At 58.4% G+C, this 19,979-nt stretch carries 23 protein-coding genes and 1 tRNA gene; 15 read left to right on the top strand and 9 right to left on the bottom strand.

Annotation, left to right across the window (positions count from 1 at the left end):
• Nucleotides 1-10 precede the first annotated feature (10 nt).
• Nucleotides 11-160: a hypothetical protein gene (locus FS819_RS00515; RefSeq protein ID WP_234625075.1), complete on the bottom strand. Its 150-nt coding sequence runs from the start codon at nucleotides 158-160 to the stop codon at nucleotides 11-13.
• A gap of 172 nt (nucleotides 161-332) precedes the next feature.
• Here FS819_RS00515 and FS819_RS00520 point away from each other — a divergent pair, with 172 nt between their 5' ends.
• The 4 genes from FS819_RS00520 to FS819_RS00535 are packed head-to-tail and all read left to right on the top strand — an operon-like array spanning nucleotide 333 to nucleotide 3,050.
• The gene (locus tag FS819_RS00520; protein ID WP_234625074.1) at nucleotides 333-659 is read left to right on the top strand and encodes a hypothetical protein; all 327 of its coding nucleotides are present in this window, start codon (nucleotides 333-335) and stop codon (nucleotides 657-659) included.
• Entirely contained in the window at nucleotides 656-1,009 is a 354-nt protein-coding gene (locus FS819_RS00525) for a toxin-antitoxin system TumE family protein (RefSeq protein WP_234625073.1), read from the top strand. Before FS819_RS00520 ends, FS819_RS00525 begins: the two co-directional genes overlap by 4 nt.
• Nucleotides 1,006-1,395, top strand: coding sequence for an HVO_A0114 family putative DNA-binding protein (locus tag FS819_RS00530; protein ID WP_234625072.1), 390 nt, complete (start codon nucleotides 1,006-1,008; stop codon nucleotides 1,393-1,395). Before FS819_RS00525 ends, FS819_RS00530 begins: the two co-directional genes overlap by 4 nt.
• Nucleotides 1,392-3,050, top strand: a complete 1,659-nt coding sequence (locus FS819_RS00535; protein ID WP_498724180.1) for a recombinase family protein — start codon at nucleotides 1,392-1,394, stop codon at nucleotides 3,048-3,050. Before FS819_RS00530 ends, FS819_RS00535 begins: the two co-directional genes overlap by 4 nt.
• Here FS819_RS00535 and FS819_RS00540 read toward each other — a convergent pair.
• A tRNA-Arg gene (locus FS819_RS00540) sits at nucleotides 3,021-3,097 on the bottom strand. The two genes, FS819_RS00535 and FS819_RS00540, sit on opposite strands and share 30 nt — an antisense overlap.
• A 157-nt stretch (nucleotides 3,098-3,254) precedes the next feature.
• Nucleotides 3,255-4,727 (bottom strand): ATP-binding protein, encoded by a 1,473-nt coding sequence (locus tag FS819_RS00545; protein ID WP_409050032.1) that lies wholly within the window; start codon nucleotides 4,725-4,727, stop codon nucleotides 3,255-3,257.
• 438 nt (nucleotides 4,728-5,165) lie between these two features.
• On the opposite strand from FS819_RS00545, the gene rpmH reads away from it, so the two are divergent.
• The 4 genes from rpmH to yihA all read left to right on the top strand — a co-directional run bounded on the left by rpmH (nucleotide 5,166) and on the right by yihA (nucleotide 8,327).
• The gene (gene rpmH, locus FS819_RS00550) at nucleotides 5,166-5,300 is read left to right on the top strand and encodes a 50S ribosomal protein L34 (RefSeq protein ID WP_080516945.1); all 135 of its coding nucleotides are present in this window, start codon (nucleotides 5,166-5,168) and stop codon (nucleotides 5,298-5,300) included.
• A 32-nt stretch (nucleotides 5,301-5,332) separates the two neighbouring features.
• Nucleotides 5,333-5,722, top strand: a complete 390-nt coding sequence (gene rnpA, locus FS819_RS00555; RefSeq protein ID WP_156531337.1) for a ribonuclease P protein component — start codon at nucleotides 5,333-5,335, stop codon at nucleotides 5,720-5,722.
• Nucleotides 5,722-7,581, top strand: a complete 1,860-nt coding sequence (gene yidC / locus FS819_RS00560) for a membrane protein insertase YidC (protein WP_156549284.1) — start codon at nucleotides 5,722-5,724, stop codon at nucleotides 7,579-7,581. Before rnpA ends, yidC begins: the two co-directional genes overlap by 1 nt.
• An 86-nt stretch (nucleotides 7,582-7,667) precedes the next feature.
• Nucleotides 7,668-8,327 carry a ribosome biogenesis GTP-binding protein YihA/YsxC gene (gene yihA, locus FS819_RS00565; RefSeq protein WP_070163693.1) on the top strand — a complete coding sequence of 220 codons (660 nt, stop codon included), beginning with the start codon at nucleotides 7,668-7,670 and terminating at the stop codon, nucleotides 8,325-8,327.
• A 194-nt stretch (nucleotides 8,328-8,521) separates the two neighbouring features.
• Here yihA and FS819_RS00570 read toward each other — a convergent pair whose 3' ends face one another.
• Nucleotides 8,522-9,079 (bottom strand): fasciclin domain-containing protein, encoded by a 558-nt coding sequence (locus FS819_RS00570; protein ID WP_015914750.1) that lies wholly within the window; start codon nucleotides 9,077-9,079, stop codon nucleotides 8,522-8,524.
• A gap of 71 nt (nucleotides 9,080-9,150) precedes the next feature.
• On the opposite strand from FS819_RS00570, the gene FS819_RS00575 reads away from it, so the two are divergent.
• The gene (locus tag FS819_RS00575) at nucleotides 9,151-9,306 is read left to right on the top strand and encodes a hypothetical protein (protein WP_156549286.1); all 156 of its coding nucleotides are present in this window, start codon (nucleotides 9,151-9,153) and stop codon (nucleotides 9,304-9,306) included.
• 27 nt (nucleotides 9,307-9,333) lie between these two features.
• Here FS819_RS00575 and FS819_RS00580 read toward each other — a convergent pair whose 3' ends face one another.
• Together FS819_RS00580 and FS819_RS00585 are read right to left on the bottom strand one after the other, a co-directional pair.
• Nucleotides 9,334-10,056: an anti-sigma factor gene (locus FS819_RS00580; RefSeq protein ID WP_070163691.1), complete on the bottom strand. Its 723-nt coding sequence runs from the start codon at nucleotides 10,054-10,056 to the stop codon at nucleotides 9,334-9,336.
• Nucleotides 10,053-10,634 (bottom strand): sigma-70 family RNA polymerase sigma factor, encoded by a 582-nt coding sequence (locus tag FS819_RS00585; protein WP_156549288.1) that lies wholly within the window; start codon nucleotides 10,632-10,634, stop codon nucleotides 10,053-10,055. Before FS819_RS00585 ends, FS819_RS00580 begins: the two co-directional genes overlap by 4 nt.
• A 101-nt stretch (nucleotides 10,635-10,735) precedes the next feature.
• Here FS819_RS00585 and argB point away from each other — a divergent pair, with 101 nt between their 5' ends.
• Nucleotides 10,736-11,623 carry an acetylglutamate kinase gene (argB, locus tag FS819_RS00590; RefSeq protein ID WP_015914753.1) on the top strand — a complete coding sequence of 296 codons (888 nt, stop codon included), beginning with the start codon at nucleotides 10,736-10,738 and terminating at the stop codon, nucleotides 11,621-11,623.
• A gap of 55 nt (nucleotides 11,624-11,678) precedes the next feature.
• Here the strand turns inward: argB and FS819_RS00595 are convergent, their stop codons facing one another.
• Nucleotides 11,679-12,578 (bottom strand): ribokinase, encoded by a 900-nt coding sequence (locus FS819_RS00595; protein ID WP_156549291.1) that lies wholly within the window; start codon nucleotides 12,576-12,578, stop codon nucleotides 11,679-11,681.
• A gap of 86 nt (nucleotides 12,579-12,664) precedes the next feature.
• On the bottom strand, nucleotides 12,665-13,903 hold the full coding sequence (locus tag FS819_RS00600) for a DNA recombination protein RmuC (RefSeq protein ID WP_197434069.1): 1,239 nt from the start codon (nucleotides 13,901-13,903) through the stop codon (nucleotides 12,665-12,667).
• Between the two features lie 43 nt (nucleotides 13,904-13,946).
• Between FS819_RS00600 and FS819_RS00605 the strand changes: the two genes are divergently transcribed.
• On the top strand, nucleotides 13,947-14,264 hold the full coding sequence (locus FS819_RS00605) for a hypothetical protein (RefSeq protein WP_156549293.1): 318 nt from the start codon (nucleotides 13,947-13,949) through the stop codon (nucleotides 14,262-14,264).
• Between the two features lie 89 nt (nucleotides 14,265-14,353).
• Complete coding sequence (locus FS819_RS00610; RefSeq protein ID WP_156549295.1) at nucleotides 14,354-15,589, top strand: flagellar hook protein FlgE; 1,236 nt, start codon at nucleotides 14,354-14,356, stop codon at nucleotides 15,587-15,589.
• Between the two features lie 250 nt (nucleotides 15,590-15,839).
• Here the strand turns inward: FS819_RS00610 and FS819_RS00615 are convergent, their stop codons facing one another.
• Entirely contained in the window at nucleotides 15,840-16,718 is an 879-nt protein-coding gene (locus FS819_RS00615) for an LOG family protein (RefSeq protein WP_070164030.1), read from the bottom strand.
• A 371-nt stretch (nucleotides 16,719-17,089) separates the two neighbouring features.
• Here FS819_RS00615 and dapD point away from each other — a divergent pair, with 371 nt between their 5' ends.
• The 3 genes from dapD to FS819_RS00630 all read left to right on the top strand — a co-directional run bounded on the left by dapD (nucleotide 17,090) and on the right by FS819_RS00630 (nucleotide 19,852).
• Nucleotides 17,090-17,947, top strand: a complete 858-nt coding sequence (dapD, locus tag FS819_RS00620; RefSeq protein WP_156549297.1) for a 2,3,4,5-tetrahydropyridine-2,6-dicarboxylate N-succinyltransferase — start codon at nucleotides 17,090-17,092, stop codon at nucleotides 17,945-17,947.
• A 107-nt stretch (nucleotides 17,948-18,054) separates the two neighbouring features.
• Nucleotides 18,055-19,269 carry a succinyl-diaminopimelate desuccinylase gene (gene dapE, locus FS819_RS00625; protein WP_156549299.1) on the top strand — a complete coding sequence of 405 codons (1,215 nt, stop codon included), beginning with the start codon at nucleotides 18,055-18,057 and terminating at the stop codon, nucleotides 19,267-19,269.
• Nucleotides 19,256-19,852, top strand: coding sequence for a hypothetical protein (locus FS819_RS00630; RefSeq protein WP_156549302.1), 597 nt, complete (start codon nucleotides 19,256-19,258; stop codon nucleotides 19,850-19,852). Before dapE ends, FS819_RS00630 begins: the two co-directional genes overlap by 14 nt.
• The last annotated feature ends 127 nt before the right edge of the window (nucleotides 19,853-19,979 follow it).

A 19,979-nucleotide genomic window follows, 5' to 3' on the forward strand; every position in this document is an offset into this window, starting at 1 on the left:
CTGCCATCTGCTAGCAGATGTCCGCGCGTTTTAGATTACGCATTGCAAACGCGACTTTGGCCACGACCGTCGCCCTTGCAATGGGAGAGGCGGTATCCTCACCACGCAACGGCTTTTGCAGCGCTATGGCCTCAGTCTTGGCCATCGGACTGAGCTTCATCGAGCTACTCCCAATCCACGACATCGTCACGTTCGGATCACGGCCTTCTGGGGTGCCGCCAACGCGCGAGGGCGAATGCGGCACGCTACGCGCCGCCCATCCCCCTCCATGCTTCGCCTAATTCCGGGGTTTCCCGACACCCGGACTCCACCAGCGAACCACGGAGGATTCCATGTGCGCGCAACACTCCCGCGCCCGAAGGGGACGACCACGGCGGCCAGTCCCGCAAGCGCTTCCTGATGATCTCTACGACTACGGCGACGATACGACACCGCCGCCGGCTCCGCGACGCCGCAATCTGTCGCCTGACACCTTCGATGTCGAGAAGCTGCCGGTCATCGACGACTGGCCGGAGCGCGTTCCTGTTACCGAAGCCGAGGTGGATATTTTCGAGCGTTATTTCGGCGATGTTCTCGACCGATTGTTCGGCCCCCTTGATGTTCCTCCTGATTCCGGGGACTTGCATCAATTATCTTCTGATGATAACAGTAAGCCATGAGCGAGGATCGTGACCCGAGCCTCGACACGCTTCTCGACCTCGACGGTCAGGTGCTCGTTGTCGACCCCGAGGGCGGTCATTGGGTGAAGTTCGTCATCACTCGTATTCCGGTGTCATCGGAAAAGCCGCATGGCCTCGATTACTCGCTCACGCTTCACGGGCCTTCGGGCGAACGGTTGGTCGGCTTTGACAACGCCCATCCTGTCGGCCGGGGCAAACGCGGCGAGCCGATGGACCATCGTCACCGCCTCCAGACCGCGAAGCCTTACGCCTACGAGGATGCGGCCACGTTGCTGGCCGACTTCTGGCAGGTGGTGGACGCGGTGTTAAAGGAGCGAGGCGTGCTATGACCACCCTGAAAGTCGGGATTGCCGACTACGATGAAATGAAGGCCCGCACCATGCGGATCGCGCGCGGCGAGGAAAAGCCGGTGGCGGATGATCCAAAGGTGTGGTTCACCTCCACCGAATCTTTCGCGCAAATCCTCTCCAGCGGAAATCGCGAGCTACTGCGTGTCATCGACGAGCAAGCGCCCGGTTCGCTGGAGGAGCTGTCGCAGATCACCGGACGGGCCAAGTCTAACCTGTCCCGAACCCTGAAGAAAATGGCGAGCTACGGCCTTGTCCGTATGGACCCCGGCGAAGGTCAAAAGGTCGTGCCGAAGGTGCTGCATGACCGGGTAGCCTTGGAACTGCCCTTGCTCGAACGGCGCGAAGCGAAGGGAGGCCGCCCATGAACATTCAAAGTCCGCATGTCGTGCAGCGCGCGGCGCTCTATCTGCGCGTCTCGACGACGCGACAGGCCGAGCATGACGTATCGATCCCCGACCAGCGTAAGCAGGGCGAAACCTATTGCACTTCGCGCGGCTATCAGCTCGTCGAAACCTTCGTGGAAGCTGGTGCTTCAGCCACCAATGACCGTCGCCCCGAGTTCCAGCGCATGATCGAAGCGGGCACGTCAAAGCCCGCGCCGTTCGATGTCGTCGTGGTTCACAGCTTCTCGCGCTTCTTCCGCGATCACTTCGAGTTGGAGTTCTACGTCCGCAAGCTGGCAAAGAACGGCGTCAAGCTCGTCTCCATCACGCAGGAGATGGGCGACGATCCCATGCACGTCATGATGCGGCAGATTATGGCGCTGTTCGACGAGTATCAGTCCAAGGAGAACGCCAAGCACGTCCTGCGCGCCATGAACGAGAATGCCCGACAGGGCTTCTGGAACGGCGCGCTACCGCCGATCGGCTATCGCATCGTCGCGGCCGAGCAGCGCGGCTCGAAGACCAAGAAGAAGCTGGAGATCGATCCGCTGCACGCCGAAACAGTCCGGCTGATCTACCGGCTGTTCCTCGAAGGCGATGGCAAGACCGGCCCGCTCGGCGTCAAGGCGATCACCTGCTATCTTAACGAACGTCGTATCTTCACCCGTGATGGCGGGCGCTGGGGCCTCGCGCAAATCCATGCGATCCTGACCCGCACGACCTATATCGGCGAGCACAGGTTCAATACGCGCTTGCACAAGAACCGCGAGAAGAAGCCTGAAAGCGAAGTCGCGATCATGGCGGTCCCACCGCTGCTTGACCGCGAAACCTTCGAATCGGTGCAAGCGAAGCTGAAATCCCGCAATCCCATGCTGGTGCCGGCTCGCGTCACCAGCGGGCCGACCCTTCTGACTGGCATCTGCTTTTGCTCCAAGTGCGGAGGGGCGATGACGCTCCGCACCGGGAGGGGGAGCGCGGGCGGCACATATCGCTACTATACCTGCTCGACCAAGGCGCGGCAGGGCAAAACCGGCTGTGAAGGTCGCTCCTTCCCGATGGACAAGCTCGACGATCTGGTCGCGAGCCATCTGGAAGAACGCTTGCTCCAGCCCAAGCGGCTGGTAACCATCCTCATCAGCCTGCTCGGCCGCCGCGAGGAACGTGCCGAACGCCGTCGTGAGCATCTCGCCGAACTCAACCGGCGAATCACGGAGACCGACCAGCGGCTCAACAGACTCTACGACGCGATCGAAGCTGGTCTCGCCGATCTGAGCGATTCGGTGCTGAAAGAGCGCATGGCGGGTCTCAAGGCGATACGAGATCAGGCGCTAGCCGACGCCGACCGTACCCAGGCCACGCTCGACAGCGCCGGAAATCAGGCGATCACGGTGGACATGATCGACGCCTTGGCCGCTGAGGCCCGCAACGGATTGCGGCTTGAAGGTGGCGGCTATCGGCGGGATCACCTGCGCGCGCTGGCGCAGCGCGTCGAGGTCGCTGATACTGAAATTCGGATCATGGGATCGAAATCGGAACTGCTTCGAACGCTCGTGGCCGCTTCAAGCGTAAAATCGGCGGCATTCGGCGTTCATAGTTCTGTACTGAAATGGCGCACCCGAAGAGATTCGAACTCCTGACCCCCAGATTCGTAGTCTGGTGCTCTATCCAGCTGAGCTACGGGTGCGTCTGACGCCGTCGTTTCCGTTGGCGTGCCGATCCTCTAAAGCGAGACGTGTTTGATTGCAAGCGGAATCGATAAAAAAATCCGGTTTGATTTCCAGTTTGTCTCTAATAGTCTGAAGAAATTCGGCTTTTCTCCGTCATCCTTGAATCCGGCTTCATTATGCTCGAAGCCGGAAGGTGTCGAGCGCCACTGGCCTGTCGGGAATTTCGATCCGGAACTGTGTGCCAGAGGAGGGTTTTTCCATCAGCGCGATCGTTCCGCCGTGCGCCAGCACGATTTCGCGGGCGATGGCGAGGCCGAGGCCCGTGCCGCCCGATCTGGCTGAGCCGCGAAACGGTGTGAACAGGTTTTCGCGGGCCTTGCGTGGCAGGCCAGGTCCGTTGTCGTCAACGGTGATTGCAACAACGCTGCCGATGCGGTGGGCTGATAGCATGATGCGGGGTGTTGCGGTGGTCATTTCGATCATGGCGGACGAAAGCGCCTGGGCAGCATTGCGGCAGAGATTATGGATGACACGAAACAATTGTTCGCTGTCGGCATCGATTTCGATGTCAGGTGCAATCTGATCGACAAAGTCGATGCCCTTATCCAGGGCGAGAATATCCTGCACTTCCTGACTGAGCGTGGAGAGCACAAACCGACGCCGGCGGGGCTCGGCCTCCGAAGCCTGTCCATAGGCCAGAACTTCACTCGTATAACCCACGGCCCGGTCGATCGTGCGGACCAGTTTAGGCGCAAAGCTCTTCACCATCGGATCATCGACATCCACCAACCGGTCGGACATCAACTGGGCAGAGGCAAGGATATTGCGCATGTCATGATTGATCTTGGAAACGGCAAGCCCGAGATCGGCCAGGCTTTTCTGCTGCCTCAGGGTCTTTTGCAGGTCCTCCTGCATCGTGGCCAGATGGCGGGCGACAAAGGCCAACTCGTCGCGACCACTGACCACTTCCATGACCCTGTCAGGATTTTCCGGATCGCTGGCAAATCCCTGTATATTGCGGCTCAGCCGACGAATCGGATTGATGAGCATCCGGTTCAGCGTCACGAACAGCAGGAGGCCGGTGATCACCGAAATGATCAACGACACGACGGCAATGCGCGTTGCATAGGCCAATAATCCGCGATGCAGAGGCGCATCGGACATCACCACTTCCACCCGCATCGACGTATCGCCGATCGGGCCGGAAACGCTGATCAGCCTATTGCCGCCGAATAGCAGGGTGTCGACTGCGTCCTTGATGGCCGTCAATGTCCCCACATCGGAAATGTCATATTGACCATCCACTTCCTGTGGCATGTCCGCCATGGCCAGCAGCCGCGTCGTACCATCCTTGGTGAGCGCAATCGCCTTGGTTCCGGTGGCAAGCAGGGTGTCGGCCTGGACGTCCTTGGGAAGTTCAGGTGGCTGTAGCCCATCGATCACCACTGCGGCGGCCGCGGCCTTGTTGATATGGTTTTTCAGCCAATTGAGGCGCATCGTGGCAATCGACGGCGCAAAAATCAGCACCTGCGCCGCAAGGACGAAAACCACAGTCAACACCAGCAGCTTGCCGGAAAGGCCGCGCAACCGGCTGGGCATCGACGCTGCCTGCGCCTGCTTTGCGTCCTGTGCCTTTCGCCTGCCCATCGACTAGCCTCATTTTGCCGGGTGGTACTTTGGTTTTCTGTACCGTTTGCCAGCTGTGCCGCATCATTTAGATCACAGCATACCATGCCTCATGCATCCGGTAAAATGCGGTGCAGCAAAGATTTCGGTTCCAGCGCGATCCATCAAACATGGTGTATTCAGGTTCGCTCTGGCATTTTAAGTAAGGCATGATGGTGGGTCTGGCAGTCGTTCGCTTGAATGGCGACAAGCAAAAAACGCCCGGTTCCGGCGGATTTTGCCAGAGTTCTGCCCCCCGGAAAGCCCCGGCAAGATTGACTCTCGCCTCTATCCTCCGTATAAGCCGCGCGGCTTGCATAGGTTTCCCGTTCTGCGGCCCCGTAATGCTTGCCGTAATCCTAACGCTCTTGCAATTCGTTGCAAACCCAAGAAGGGCCGCACACCGCGGTATTTAAAAAAATGAAGCGTACCTATCAACCGTCCAAGCTCGTTCGCGCACGTCGTCACGGCTTTCGCGCTCGCATGGCAACCAAGGGTGGCCGCAAGGTTCTGTGTGCTCGTCGCGCTCGTGGCCGCGCACGTCTTTCGGCTTAAGGCTGGGTTGGCCCGATGAAAGCGCCGGGCTTATGACGTCACTTAAGACATCCATAACTGTCGGGCGGCTGAAAAGCCGCCCGCAGTTTCTTGCTGTTCGCGCCGGCGAAAAACGCAAGGGGCGCTACATTCTCCTAGAAGTGCTGGATCGGGCCGAGCCCGATACGCCGCCTCGCGTCGGTTTCACCGTCACGAAAAAGCATGGCAATGCTGTCGAGCGCAATCGTATGCGACGCCGGTTAAAAGAAGCTGTGCGGACTGGCGTGGGCTTTGCAATGCAGCCCGGACATGACTATGTGATCGTTGCGCGACGCGACGTGCTTGCGGCTCCTTTTAGCGAGCTTCGGGACGTGTTGCAGCGCCGTATTCAAGAAAAATCCAATGTTCGGCGTCAAGATACGGCCCGTTCCAGGAAAGTATGATGGAAAACAACCGCAATTATCTCATCGCGATTGCACTGTCGGTGATGGTCGTCCTGGGCTGGCAGTTCTTCTACATGAACCCGCGGATCGAGGCGCAAAGACAGGCTGAGCAGGCCCAACAGGCACAACAGGCAAAGACCCCGGCCACTCAGGCAACGCCGGGGGCGGCCGTCAATGGTGCCCTGCCAGGTCAGACCCAGGCCAGCGCCACGACAAGCCGCGAAGACGCTGTCGCCAAGTCGGCTCGGGTTGAAATCAATACCGAAGCGCTGTCCGGCTCCATCAATCTCACGGGTGCACGGCTCGATGATCTTCGCCTGAAGGGCTATCACGAGACCGTCGACAAGACGAGCCCGATCATTACCCTGCTCAATCCGGCCGATACCAAGGACGGCTATTTCGCCGAAATCGGCTTTATCGGCGGCGAGAAATCCGGCAGCGTTCCAGGGCCATCAACGGTCTGGACGGTCAAGGATGGCCAGACACTGACCGAAACCACCCCGGTAACGCTGACCTATACCAATGAAGCCGGCCTCACCTTCAGCCGGAAGATTTCGGTCGACAAGCATTACATGTTCACGATCGAAGACACGGTTGCCAATGCCGGGGGCGCTGACGTCAGCCTTGCCCCCTATGGCCGTGTTACCCGCTACAACAAGCCCGCCGTTGCCTCCACCTATGTGCTGCATGAAGGCTTCATCGGCGTGATGGGCTCGGGCGACGGGAAGTTTGCCTCGGTTGAAGCAAAATATGCGGCTATCGAAAAAGAAAACGAGACCAATGCCAAGGCAACCGGTGGCTGGCTCGGGATTACCGATAAATATTGGGCCGCGACCCTCGTGCCACCGCAGGCGCTGGCCTATGATTCCCGCTTCTCGCATTTTACCGATGGCCAGGCTCGCTTCCAGGCGGATTACAAGAACGATCCGGTGACGATTGCACCGGGCCAATCGACCACGCTGAAGACGCTGCTGTTTGCCGGCGCCAAGGAAGTTCCTGTTGTTGATGGCTATGCGCTCGACAAGTCCTGGTTCGGACAGGCGTTTACCAATCTGTTTGCCGGTGCCAAAGACACGGTGCAGCAATATGACATTCCACGTTTCGATCTTCTGATCGATTGGGGCTGGTTCTATTTCCTCACCAAGCCGATGTTCAAACTGATGGACTTCTTCTTCCGTCAGGTTGGCAATTTCGGTGTGGCTATCTTGCTGACGACCATCGCCGTCAAGCTGTTGTTCTTCCCGCTGGCCAGCAAGCAATATGCGTCCATGGCCAATATGAAGCGCATGCAGCCGAAGATGGAAGAGTTGAAGGCCAAGCACGGCGATGACCGTATGGCCCTGCAACAGGCGATGATGGAGCTCTACAAGACCGAGAAGATCAATCCGGTCGCCGGTTGCTGGCCGCTGCTGTTGCAGATCCCGGTGTTTTTCGCGCTCTACAAAGTGATTTATATCACTATTGAAATGCGCCACGCGCCGTTCTTTGGCTGGATTCATGACTTGTCGGCTCCAGATCCAACCAGCTTTGTCAACCTGTTCGGCCTGCTGCCGTTCGAGTCGCCCGCCATGCTGCATCTCGGCATCTGGCCGATCATCATGGGCATTACCATGTTCGTGCAGATGCGCATGAACCCGACGCCGCCGGACCCGACCCAGGCCATGTTGTTCAATTGGATGCCGCTGGTCTTCACCTTCATGCTCGGGTCTTTCCCGGCCGGTCTGGTGATTTACTGGGCCTGGAACAATACGCTGTCGGTGTTGCAGCAGTCGATCATCATGAAGCGCCATGGGGTGAAGATCGAACTATTCGATAATCTCAAGGGGCTTTTGCGGCGAAAATCCGCTAAGACGAAGTAATCAGGCCAGATGACAGCAAAGCCCCGGCCTCGCGCCGGGGTTTTTGTTTGATCTGTGGATCAGGATCTGCCGCAGGAGAGAAGACGATGACTGCAACAAAGGCAACGAGCGACCAGCCGCTGTTTGGCCGGCCATGGATTTTTATCCGCGGCGTGCCATCGATGAAATTTCTGCCGCCGGAAGGCCCGCTGGAGATCGCCTTCGCGGGGCGCTCCAACGTGGGGAAATCATCGCTGATCAATGCGCTCGTCGGCCAGAAGGGCCTGGCGCGCACGTCCAACACGCCTGGCCGGACTCAGGAGCTGAACTATTTCGTTCCCGAGGGCTATAGCGGAGAGGGCGATGACCTGCCGCCGATGGCGCTGGTCGACATGCCGGGCTATGGCTATGCCAAGGCACCCAAAGACCATGTGGATGCGTGGACCAAGCTGGTCTTCGACTATCTGCGCGGACGGGCGACGTTGAAGCGGGTGTATCTGCTGATCGACAGCCGCCACGGCATCAAGAAGAATGACGAGGATGTACTGACATTGCTCGACAAGGCGGCGATGTCCTACCAGATCGTGCTGACCAAGACGGATAAGATCAAGGAGGCGGGCGTGCCGCGTCTGATCGAGGAAACGCTCGAGAAAATCCGCAAGCGTCCGGCAGCCTATCCCTTCGTCCTTTCGACGTCCTCGGAAAAAGACAACGGATTGAAAGAATTGCGTGCGGCGATTTGCGAAACCGTCGGGCATTTCGGCTGATGTAATGCACCTCCCGGCCTTGCGGTAACCGTTGGGCTTGCGGGTGGAGGCTTTGTCTTCTGGTATTTGGCTGGCGAAATGGCAAAAAAAGCCCGGCGGTAGGTGGCACTCTACCGCCGGGCACTGCCGAAACTGCCAGTCTTTACCGGATTAGCGGCCCGCCAGCCGCTCTTCCAGGTCGGACTGTGAGGGGGTTACATCTTCGGCAGCAAGACCTTGTCGATGACATGGATAACGCCATTCGACTGTTTCACATCGGCGATGGTCACATGGGCAACGCCGCCGGTCTCATCCGTCAGGGTGATCTTGCCCTTGGATTCCTTGGCCTTCAGCACGCAGCCGCCAACCGTCTTGACGTCATGCTCGCCACCATCGTCCTTGATCATCTTTTCGATGGCCGTGGACATGGCATCGGCGGCAACCACATGGCAGGTCAGCACCTTCGTCAGCTTTTCCTTGTTTTCCGGCTTCAGCAGGGTTTCCACCGTACCTTTCGGCAATTTGTCAAAGGCTTCGTTGGTGGGCGCAAAGACCGTGAACGGGCCTTTGCCCTCCAGTGTTTCGACCAGGCCAGCCGCCTTGACTGCGGCGACAAGGGTCGTGTGATCCTTGGAATTCACGGCGTTTTCAACGATATTTTTGTTTTCATACATGGCGGCGCCACCGACCATCGGGTTCTTGGCAAAGGCCACGGCGCTTCCGGCCGCAATGATGGAAACGGCGGCCAGCAGGCGAAGGGTGGTCTTGGTCATGGGTCTAGGTCCTCTTCCCGGTTGATTATGTCTTTGGCTCGCATGGCCGCAGGCGCGATCGGCCAGAAACCATGCAGCAGATTGAAAACCGTTACAGCAGCCTTGGATGGCGCCGTCAGACGCAGGCTTTTGTAACGTCCCCGCGCAATGGCGGGGACAATGGTAAAGACGGAGGTTTGGGAAAAAGAGTTTCAGGTTCGGTGCAGAAAAATGAAAATGACTTTTAATATTTTGATTTTAAAGCACTATTTCTCTTAAGGGATATGAGTTTTGCCTGAAGCGATCACCGGCCCTGTCGCCGTCCCCGTCGGCGAACCACCGAAAGGCTCAATGCTGACGGCGAGCGTGACGCCATCCTTCAGACGTGGGCGCATGCTGTCGGGAACCAGGAATTCACCCTCGCCAGATTGCGGGAGCACGCCAAGCGAGCGCGGTGGCTTATTCGCCTCGACCATCCATAATTCCAGCGATTTCTGGCCCTCGGCACGCGACGCGACTGGCGTGACGCGCAGCCGTCCGCTTTGCCGGTCATAGCTGGCAACCAGCGACAAATCTGCATTTTGAGTTTCCAGATCCGCCACCAGCGGGCGCGCGCCGTAACGGCTCTCCCAGACGCCGAGCTCGACGCCGATCAGACTGGCGACCGCGATCAGACTGGTCAACGACAGGCCGCGCCAGAAGGGGACGGAATGCCAAAGTCTTACCCAGGGACCAGCGGGGCCGGTGCTCTTCTCGGTAAACAGCCGGGCTTCCAGCTTCTGGAAACTTTCCGGTCGAGGCAATTCCACGCCATAATCGTCATTGAACTGTGAAAGGTTCTCCTCCCAGCGCTGGACGATAGCGGCGAAGGGCCTATCCCGCTTTAGCCGGGCCTCCACCTCAACACGGCCTTTGGCCGAAAGCACGCCGAGCACATATTCCCCCGCCAGAACCTCGTCCCTGGAGCGGTCTCCCTTGCTCTGATCCGGTGTCGTCATCTTTCCAAGCACTCTCTCAATGCCAAAAGGCTGCGTCGCAGCCATGTCCTCATCGTGTTCAACGGTACATTGAACTGCTCCGCCAACTCCTGATAGCTAAGCCCCTCCACATAGGCCTGCCGCACGGCGGCGGCACGATCAGCTTCCAACGCTTCCATGCAGCTGTCAATGCGCTTTCCTTCACTGCGTATGCTGGCGGTCTGTTCCGGGTCTGGTGCGCTGTCGGCAACATGCCATGCCTCGTCGAGTTCGGCGGCAACTGGTGTCCTCGTGCGCAGGCGGTCGATGCAATGGTAACGGGCAATCGTTCCAAGCCAGCCCATGGCGTTATGGCCGGTTGCGGCAAAGCTTTGAGCCCTCTGCCAGATTTTTACGAAGATTTCCTGCATCGCGTCTTCCGCCTCGCCTCTGTCTTTCAGCAGACGGAGGCAGATGCCAAAAAGTTTCGGGCTGGTGCGCCGATAAAGCTCTGACAGGGCCATCCGGTCCTTTAGCGCTATTTTCCCCAGCAATATCCCGATCTCATCGCTCATCCATGCATCCACTTCGCGTAATGGTCCAGGAATAGCTGCGCTCATTGCAGTTTCCCCATATCATTTCGATCAACAGTGCCGTCTGGATTATTCCATCTGCCGTATTCTTGAGGTAAAAGGCGCCGAACCAACCGAAGGGATCCTCAATGAGCGCCTCCGAAAGCCAGACCCAGGCCCGCCTTCTTGCGCAGGCGTTGCCCTTCATGCAGCGCTATGAAAACAAGACGATTGTCGTGAAATATGGTGGCCACGCCATGGGCGATGCCGAATTGGGCCGGGCCTTTGCCGCCGATATCGCGCTGCTGAAACAGTCCGGTGTCAACCCGATTGTCGTGCATGGCGGTGGCCCGCAGATCGGCGCGATGCTGACTAAGATGGGGATCGAATCGAAATTCGAGGGCGGCCTGCGCGTCACCGATCAGAAAACCGTCGAAATCGTCGAAATGGTGCTGGCCGGATCGATCAACAAGGAAATCGTCGCGCTGATCAACCAGACCGGCGAATGGGCAATCGGGCTCTGCGGCAAGGACGGCAACATGGTGTTTGCTGAAAAGGCCAAGAAAACCGTTATCGATCCGGATTCCCATATCGAACGCGTTCTGGACCTTGGCTTTGTCGGTGAAGTGGTCGAGGTTGATCGCACGCTGCTCGATCTTCTGGCGAAGTCGGAAATGATCCCGGTCATCGCCCCCGTCGCCCCCGGTCGGGATGGCCATACCTATAATATCAATGCCGATACCTTTGCCGGCGCCATTGCCGGTGCGCTCAGGGCTGACCGGCTGCTGTTTCTAACCGATGTCCCTGGCGTGCTGGACAAAAATGGCGAACTGTTCAAGGAATTGTCGGTGGCCCAGGCTCGCGCACTGATCAAGGATGGCACGATTTCCGGCGGCATGATCCCCAAGGTCGAAACCTGCATCGACGCAATCAATGCAGGGGTGCATGGCGTTGTCATCCTGAACGGCAAGACGGCGCATTCCGTGCTGTTGGAAATCTTCACGGAACATGGCGCGGGTACGCTGATCGTGCCCTGAAACTATGCAGTCAGGTCTTCGGCGCCGCGCAGGTCAAGCACGGCGCCGATCCGGCTCAGATCCTTTCCGTGACGGCTGCTGCTAGCGGAATGGCGGGCTGCGCGCCAGCCTTCAGACAGGCGAGTGATCCGGCGACGGCAGCGCGGTGCAGCGCCTGTTCAAATCCAAGACCGGCATCCAAACCAGCGGCGAGATAACCGCAGAACGTATCCCCGGCACCGACTGTATCGACCGGCTCGATGGTCAGACCGGATGCTCGCTCAATCTTGCCGTCGCGGATGGCAATGACGCCTTCGGCCCCAAGCGTTACGATCAGGATCTGTCCGGTTTCGCCGTGTATACGGACAAGGGCGGCCTCGCGTTCCGCAGCCCCCATGTTGGTCTCGCCAGCCAGCCGCTCGAACTCGGTTTCATTGGCGATGACGATATCGGCCATTCGTCCGAGGCGCGCGGCCTCATCCGTCAGCGGCGCAATATTGAGGATGGTACGGATACCGGCGGCCTTGGCCTCATGCAGGGCGGTTTCCACGGCAGCGGCTGGAATTTCGAGCTGGAGCACCAGACTGTCGTTGCGGGTCATGGTCTTGATAGCGGCGCTTGCATCGGCGCTGGTCAGGCTGCCATTGGCACCTGGAACGACAGCGATCATGTTTTCGCCGTCACCGCCGACGAGAATGAGTGCGGTTCCCGTTGCTTCCGCTACGGTCTTGACGCTGTCGAGATCCGCTCCGCTTTCCTCCAGAAGCGCCAGTGCAGGGGTGGCGAACCCATCCTTGCCGACCGCGCCAGCCATCCGCACCTGGGCGCCTGCGCGGCGTGCAGCAAGCGCCTGATTGGCGCCCTTGCCGCCGGCTGCCGTGGCAAAGCCGTTGCCGGCCACTGTCTCACCTGGCTTGGGCAGACGGCTGGTGGTCGCGATGAGATCCATGTTGATGGAGCCGAAAACGGTAATCATGGGCGCACTCCTGACGATGCTGCTTGAACGATGCGGGCCTGAAAGAAACCGGTCCGACTGATTCGGGCTCTGTTTTGCGGCAGGGATCAGTCTTCGTCAACAAGGCGCAGCTTGAGAAGACCGGTCCGGCTCTCGACGCTAGCATCTGTTTGTGGTGCTGGCTTTGCCGTCGGATCCGGCGCGCTGGCAAAATCCATCGCCTCTATTCTGGCACTGCGCCGATTGAGCTTGTCGGTCGAGGTCAGGATCATCTCGACATCTTTCTGGGCGGCCAGGAAATGGCTTTGCAGCTTGCGGGTCCGTTCGTCGAGCCGCCCGAGATCCTCCATCAGATGGATGACCTCGCCCTGGATCAGGTGAGCCTGTTCGCGCATCCGCTGATCCTTCAGCACGGCCTGGATGACCTGGATCGACAGCATCAGGAGGGAGGGCGAAACGATCACCACCCGCAGCTTATGGGCGCGCTGGACGATCCCCTCGAAATTCTCGTGGATTTCCGCAAAGATCGATTCGGATGGCACGAACAGGAAGGCCGTATCCTGTGTCTCACCATGCATCAGGTATTTCTCGGAAATATCCTTGAGATGCACCTCCATGTCGCGTCGAAATTGCTGGCCCGCAAGCTTTTTCTGTTCTGGCGTCGCCCCATCGCGGATGGCGTTCCAGGCTTCGAGCGGAAATTTGGCATCGATCACCAACGGCGGCTGACCGTTCGGCATCCGTATGGTGCAATCGGGCCTTGTTCCGTTGGAAAGCGTTTCCTGGAAAGCATAGGCACCCATCGGCAGGCCATCGGCAATAATGGTTTCCATTCGGGCCTGACCGAAGGCGCCGCGCGTCTGCTTGTTGGACAGAATGGCCTGCAACCCGACCACATCCTTTGCCAGGGACTGGATGTTGTTCTGCGCGGCATCGATCACCGCCAGCCGCTCCTGCAGGATGCGCAGATTGTCATGGGTGGATTTCGTCTGTTCGGTAATCGTGCTTCCCAGCCGGTGGGTCATGCCGTCCAGCCGCTCGTTGATACTGCGGTTGAACTCCGATTGCCGGGCGCCGAACAGATCCGTCATGGTGGCAAGCCGGCCCTGCATTTCGGCTTGCGCCTGCATCAGCGCCTCCAGACGGCGATCCTCGCTCGCCTGCCGCTCGGCGGCAACCGCGGCTTCGAGGTCGAAATCCTCCTTTTGCCGAAGTTTTAAACGCAGACGCAGCCAGAGAGCAGCGAGCATAACCACGGCCAGGATCAGCGCCAGGGCACCGAAACTGAACTGGTTTTCACCATAGGCGAGTGCGGGCCTGCTGAGGGCGGAAAGCAATTGGTTCATGGGCGCAATCTAGCAGGTTTGTCGTCGAAGACTAGATCAAATCATGAACAAAATCTGTGATGCCGGCCAGTTTTTTGGAAAGGGCATCGGTAGGAATTCTATCAAATATTTCGAAAATCGAAATGACTGGAGGTGTCAGGCCTTCATTGACGAGAATGAGCAAGCCTTCCCCCGCCCATTAACGCCAATGGTTTCGGCTGTTCCACATGCTCCAAGAGAGGGCAGGGCGGCCGCCATCGCCCATCTTGCCGTCTCCATTTCATGCCCTCGATTCGCCGAGCGCGCAGCTGCATGTCCAATCATTCTCCAAGGTCGTTTCAACCCACGTGAATTCGCGGCTGAATTTAAATTAAGGAAATAAAATCAAACGAATAGAAAAGCCGTAAGCCTCGCACAAGTTTTTATGGACATCAATTCTCTACGACAACAATTATACAGAAAGACCGTTATATGTCTCTTGCATCTGCAATGAACTCATCGGTATCGGGGCTGACGGCGCAGTCCAATAAACTCACCTCCATCGGGGATAATATTTCCAATACGAGCACGACCGGCTACAAAGGCACGGAGACTGCTTTTTCCAGTTTGGTGAATGGCGGAACGACTTCGACGACCACCCAAACAGTATCCCAATCGGGCGATCTGGAATCGACATCGTCGGAGACGGATCTGGCGATCGACGGTGACGGATATTTCGTTGTCCAGAACGATGAGGGTGATGTTTTCCTGACCCGTCAAGGCGACTTCGAAATCGACGAGGATGGTTACCTTGTGAACTCATCCGGTTACACGTTGCTGGGCTATTCCTATGACAATGGCGAACCGGCTTCTGTCATCAATGGTTTCGACGGTCTTGAACCGGTGAAAATTGACACGAGCGAGGTCACGGCAGCGGCCACGACCTCCGGCGAAGTCAGCGGCAATCTGGAAAGCGATGAAGAAGTCGTTTCTGGGGATACGCCGTCTTCGAACTCGGCGGATGCCACCTACACGGCGAAGTCTTCGATCGTCACTTATGACGAGCAGGGTGCCTCCACCCAATACGACATCTATTTCACCAAGACCGATGACGATGAGTGGGAGGTTTCGATCTACCGCAATGACGAGGCTAATGACGATGATGACGGAACCAGCTTCCCCTATGATAATGGTGAGCTAGGCTCGACAACATTGACCTTCGATAGCACAGGGGAGTTGGAAGACGGCAGCACGAGCACCCTGTCCTTCACCGATTCCGAGACAGGCCTTACGATTGATCTGGATTTTTCGGATATCACCCAGACGGCCACCTCCACCAGCATAGAGGGTAGCGCAAACGGCAGTGCTGCCAGCAGCTCGTCCGACTACACGATCGGCAGCGATGGCGTTATCAGCACCGTCTCTTCCGACGGAACCACGACAGATACCTACAAGATTGCTCTGGCTACCGTCGCCAGCCCTGACAACCTTGAGGAAGTCGATGGCACTGCCTATCAGGTGGATGCAGATTCCGGTACCGTCGTCGTCGGCTTTGCTGGCACAGGCAGCTTCGGCACCATCGAATCCAGCACGCTGGAAAGTTCAAACGTCGACCTTGCGTCTGAACTGTCGGACATGATCGCCGCTCAGCGCGCCTATAGCGCTAACTCCAAGGTGTTCCAGACGGCAGCCGACATGCTCGACACCGTCATCAACATGGTCCGGTAACGGATCGCAGATCTATCGGCTGTCATCTCTCTGAACGCATGGAAAGATTATGCAGCAGATATAAGGCGTTACAGCGTCGCGTGCCATATATGCCGCACGGCGCTGTCAGAGGAGCAAAGGAAAGGCCCATTCCTTTACCAGCGCGCCACGCTTGATCGCCGTCGCTCATTCCGATGGCGATTCCCGGAAAACCTGCCGTGTGCCCGCACGGCAGGTTTTTCCTTTTTTCCGTATAGGTCGTCCCATACGATCACGCGGTTTCAGCCGTTTCGATTTCATACCGCCGGGCGATGATATCCCAGGCCTCGTCAGCGGTTTCGACAAAGCTCAACAGCTTGACATCGTCGGGTGCAATGGTTCCGAACTCCGCCAGGCTGTCGAAATCAATGATCCTGTGCCAGAATTCCCGACCGAACAGGATGAGCGGGATTGGCGCCATACGCTTGGTCTGGATCAGCGTCACCGCCTCGAACATTTCGTCCAGCGTGCCGAAACCGCCGGGAAAGACGACGATTGCCTTGGCCCGCATCAGGAAATGCATCTTGCGGATGGCAAAATAGTGGAAGTTGAAGGACAGGTCCGGCGTCACGAACGCATTGGGCGCCTGTTCATGCGGCAGCACGATGTTCAAGCCGATCGATGGCGCACCGACGTCGGCGGCACCGCGATTTCCCGCTTCCATCACGCCTGGCCCGCCGCCGGTAACGATCACATATTCCTGATAGTTGAACCGTGCCGCGTATTGGCTGCATTGCCGGGCAAAGGCGCGGGCTTCATCATAAAACACCGATGCGGCTTCGAGATTGCGCCGCTGTATGTCGTTGCGCGCCGCCCAGGCGGATTGGCCGGGTGCCGGAATGCGCGCACCGCCGAACATCACCACGGTGGATTTGATGCCCCGTTCGGAAAGCACCATTTCGGTTTTCAGCAATTCCAGCTGCAAACGCACGGGGCGCAATTCTTCCCGGCACAGGAAATCTTCATCGGCATAGGCCAGACGATAGGATGGCGACAAGGTCTGCGGCGTTTGCGGCACGATCCGGGCATTCTGGCGGTCCGTCTGATTGTCCTTCAGCGGCGCCCAGCTGCCATCCGTCTTTCGCCGTTTTCCATTGCGCATCTTCGCCATCTTCGAACCTTTCATCTCTTGCCGCACCGCTGCATGATCCCGTCAATCGAGTGGGATTTATGACGGCGGTGGCACTTTCTGCCGACTGACTTCTCGCATCCATGCCGTGATCAAACCTGCGGCATTGCCTTGGAAAACATGCGTCTGAGAGGACGCTGAACGGTTCCCAAGGGCAAGCCAATGCGCTACTGCATAATTCCTTAAATCGGAATCGATTTCAGGAGAAAATTATGCAGCAGATGTAAAGTGCTACAGCGAACCTTTGTGCGCCATAAATGGCGCACGGCGCTGTAGAGAAAATTACCAGTTTATCAACGCAGGACCGATGGCATCGGGACTTGACGTTAGCCAATGAAGTTTAAGGAATCCTCATGAGCGCCATGGACCTCTCCTCTTTACAGACTGTCATCGAGACTGCCTTTGACAATCGCGACACCATTACCCTCTCAACCAAGGGCGAAGTGCGCGATGCTGTCGAGCAATCGCTTGCCCTGCTCGACCAGGGCAAGGTGCGGGTTGCCACCCGTGGAGAGGATGGCCAATGGACCGTGCACCAATGGCTGAAAAAGGCTGTGCTGCTTTCCTTCCGCCTCAATGACATGGAAGTCGTCAAGGGCGGGCCGGGGGCTTCGACCTGGTGGGACAAGGTGCCGTCCAAATTCGAAGGCTGGGGTGAAAACCAGTTCCGGGCCGCCGGTTTCCGTGCCGTGCCCAATGCGGTCGTGCGTCACTCGGCCTTCATTGCCCCCAATGCCATCCTGATGCCGTCCTTTGTCAATCTCGGCGCTTATGTCGGCGAGGGCACCATGGTCGATACCTGGGCGACGGTAGGGTCCTGCGCCCAGATCGGCCGTCATGTGCATCTGTCGGGCGGCGTCGGCATTGGTGGCGTGCTGGAACCGATGCAAGCCGGGCCGACCATTATCGAGGACAATTGCTTCATCGGTGCGCGCTCCGAAGTCGTGGAAGGCTGCATCATTCGTGAAGGTGCGGTGCTCGGCATGGGCGTCTATATCGGCAAATCCACCAGGATCATCGACCGCGCCACCGGCGAGGTGATGTATGGTGAAGTGCCGCCTTATTCCGTGGTCGTCGCAGGCGCGATGCCATCGCCCAATACCATGCCGAACGGCTTGCCAGCGCCTAGCCTCTATTGCGCCGTGATCGTCAAACGCGTCGATGCCCAGACCCGCTCCAAGACCGGTATCAACGAGTTGCTGCGGGACTGATCTGCGTCTGACTTTCCGGGCAGGAACACGGCGATCCTTGGCCGTTCCTGCCCCTTTCAGTCGCGATTGCGTCCGCCCTTTCCCCTTGCCTCGTTCTCAAGATCGATATGTCAAAGCATCCAGCCAATTCATCCGCCACCGATCCTGTTGAAAATCTCCAGACCCTGATCCGCTGCCCCTCCGTGACGCCTGCCGAGGGCGGGGCGCTGTCGGCGCTGGCCGCCATGCTGGAGCCGTTGGGCTTTACTGTGGAGCGGATGGTGGCGCGCGAAGACGGCACGCCTGACGTCGAGAACCTCTATGCCCGGCTGGGCACGGAGGGGCCGCATCTGATGTTTGCTGGGCATACCGATGTCGTGCCTGTCGGCAATGAGGCGGACTGGACCTATCCGCCGTTTTCCGCCGAGATCGCCGGAGGCGAGCTTTATGGGCGTGGTGCGGTCGACATGAAGGGTGGCATCGCCTGCTTTGTCGCAGCCATTGCCCGCCACATCGAAAGCCATGGCGCGCCGAAGGGGTCGATTTCCTTCCTGATAACCGGTGATGAGGAAGGCCCGTCGATCAACGGCACCACCAAATTGCTGGAATGGGCCGCCGCCAAAGGCGAGCGCTGGGATGCCTGCCTGGTGGGCGAGCCGACCAATCCAGACCAGCTTGGCGACATGATCAAGATTGGCCGACGCGGTTCGCTGTCAGGCGAGATCGTCGTCAAGGGCGTCCAGGGCCATGCCGCCTATCCGCATCTGGCCGACAATCCGGTGCGGGGCGTGATCAAGCTTGCGGAAGCGCTGATGCATCCGGCCTTCGATGCGGGAACGGAAAATTTTCAGCCTTCCAATCTCGAGGTGACGACGATTGATGTCGGCAATGCTGCTACCAATGTCATTGCGGCCCGTGCCAGCGCCAAATTCAACATTCGCTTCAACGATACCTGGACCGCCGAGACGCTCAGGGCAGACATCATTGCCCGGCTTGATGCGGCCAGCGCCGACCCGCTGCTGCGACCGGGCCGCCCGCCAATTGCCTATGAGCTTGCCTGGGCCGACCGGCCAAGCCAGGTGTTCCTGACCCGCAACAATGCGCTGATCTCGTCCTTGAGTGCGGCCATTGAAAAAATGACCGGCAGAACGCCAGCCCTGTCGACAACAGGTGGCACGTCTGACGCCCGCTTCATCAAGGATTACTGCCCGGTGGTGGAATTCGGCCTTGTCGGCCAGACCATGCATATGGTCGATGAGCGGGTCGCCGTCCCGGACCTGGAGGCGTTGACCGGCATATATGGCGCCTTCATCAGCAGTTGGTTTGCCCATGCCGGGGCTTAAGGAGGTTGAAATCTACCTGACCGGGATCTGGCTGTTGCTGAAGGGCGACCGCCAGGGGTTCAGTTATCTCGACCTGTCCGACCGGGGCGTCAGCCGCTCCTTCTGGTCCATCGCCTGGTCCTTGCCGGCTATGATGTTTTCCTGGGTGTTCTGGTATCAGGCGTTGCTGGAAGATATTCCGGTCTATGCGCAGACGCGGACCCTGTTTTTCCTGCGCATGACGATGATCGATCTTGCCAGCTGGATGTTGCCGCTGATTTTGGTTGGTTTCGTCTGCCGCTTCTTCTCGATTGACAACCGCTTCAACGCCTTAGTGGTGACGTCCAACTGGTTTGCACTGCCGATTGCCTATGCCAATGCGCTGCTGATCGCCATATCCGTCCTGATGCCGGGGCTCGGGCAGGTGGTGATCTTGCTCTGGCTGTTGCTTCTGCTTGGCCTGGTTGGTGGCGTGTTCCGGCTGACATCGGCAGTATTGGATGGCCAGACCCTGCTGGTCTCGACCATCACCGTGGTCATGCTGGTACCGACAACCCTGCTGTCGGAATTCCTGGAGCACTATCTGGAGGTCGCACCGCTATAAAAGCCAGTTTTTGATCGCCACGGCATTTGCTGGCATTTTTCAGCGCTTGACCGATCGCTCTGTACCGGACAGGATTTTTTTACATCGGCCGACAAGACCCATGATAGCCTAAGCTCACAATGAGGAT

This window comes from Allorhizobium sp. Av2, from assembly GCF_021462805.2.
GTDB classification, from domain to species: domain Bacteria; phylum Pseudomonadota; class Alphaproteobacteria; order Rhizobiales; family Rhizobiaceae; genus Allorhizobium; species Allorhizobium vitis_G.

Coding starts and splice junctions, on each gene's coding strand:
- yidC (WP_156549284.1), top strand. CDS start 5,722: ATGGAAAACAACCGCAATTATCTCATCGCGATTGCACTGTCGGTGATG.
- dapE (WP_156549299.1), top strand. CDS start 18,055: ATGTCAAAGCATCCAGCCAATTCATCCGCCACCGATCCTGTTGAAAAT.
- yihA (WP_070163693.1), top strand. CDS start 7,668: ATGACTGCAACAAAGGCAACGAGCGACCAGCCGCTGTTTGGCCGGCCA.
- FS819_RS00525 (WP_234625073.1), top strand. CDS start 656: ATGAGCGAGGATCGTGACCCGAGCCTCGACACGCTTCTCGACCTCGAC.
- FS819_RS00575 (WP_156549286.1), top strand. CDS start 9,151: ATGCAGCAGATTGAAAACCGTTACAGCAGCCTTGGATGGCGCCGTCAG.
- FS819_RS00630 (WP_156549302.1), top strand. CDS start 19,256: ATGCCGGGGCTTAAGGAGGTTGAAATCTACCTGACCGGGATCTGGCTG.
- dapD (WP_156549297.1), top strand. CDS start 17,090: ATGAGCGCCATGGACCTCTCCTCTTTACAGACTGTCATCGAGACTGCC.
- FS819_RS00585 (WP_156549288.1), bottom strand. CDS start 10,634: ATGAGCGCAGCTATTCCTGGACCATTACGCGAAGTGGATGCATGGATG.
- argB (WP_015914753.1), top strand. CDS start 10,736: ATGAGCGCCTCCGAAAGCCAGACCCAGGCCCGCCTTCTTGCGCAGGCG.
- FS819_RS00515 (WP_234625075.1), bottom strand. CDS start 160: ATGAAGCTCAGTCCGATGGCCAAGACTGAGGCCATAGCGCTGCAAAAG.
- FS819_RS00545 (WP_409050032.1), bottom strand. CDS start 4,727: ATGGGCAGGCGAAAGGCACAGGACGCAAAGCAGGCGCAGGCAGCGTCG.
- FS819_RS00530 (WP_234625072.1), top strand. CDS start 1,006: ATGACCACCCTGAAAGTCGGGATTGCCGACTACGATGAAATGAAGGCC.
- FS819_RS00520 (WP_234625074.1), top strand. CDS start 333: ATGTGCGCGCAACACTCCCGCGCCCGAAGGGGACGACCACGGCGGCCA.
- FS819_RS00595 (WP_156549291.1), bottom strand. CDS start 12,578: ATGATTACCGTTTTCGGCTCCATCAACATGGATCTCATCGCGACCACC.
- FS819_RS00610 (WP_156549295.1), top strand. CDS start 14,354: ATGTCTCTTGCATCTGCAATGAACTCATCGGTATCGGGGCTGACGGCG.
- FS819_RS00600 (WP_197434069.1), bottom strand. CDS start 13,903: ATGAACCAATTGCTTTCCGCCCTCAGCAGGCCCGCACTCGCCTATGGT.
- rnpA (WP_156531337.1), top strand. CDS start 5,333: ATGACGTCACTTAAGACATCCATAACTGTCGGGCGGCTGAAAAGCCGC.
- FS819_RS00605 (WP_156549293.1), top strand. CDS start 13,947: ATGAACAAAATCTGTGATGCCGGCCAGTTTTTTGGAAAGGGCATCGGT.
- FS819_RS00615 (WP_070164030.1), bottom strand. CDS start 16,718: ATGGCGAAGATGCGCAATGGAAAACGGCGAAAGACGGATGGCAGCTGG.
- FS819_RS00535 (WP_498724180.1), top strand. CDS start 1,392: ATGAACATTCAAAGTCCGCATGTCGTGCAGCGCGCGGCGCTCTATCTG.
- rpmH (WP_080516945.1), top strand. CDS start 5,166: ATGAAGCGTACCTATCAACCGTCCAAGCTCGTTCGCGCACGTCGTCAC.
- FS819_RS00570 (WP_015914750.1), bottom strand. CDS start 9,079: ATGACCAAGACCACCCTTCGCCTGCTGGCCGCCGTTTCCATCATTGCG.
- FS819_RS00580 (WP_070163691.1), bottom strand. CDS start 10,056: ATGACGACACCGGATCAGAGCAAGGGAGACCGCTCCAGGGACGAGGTT.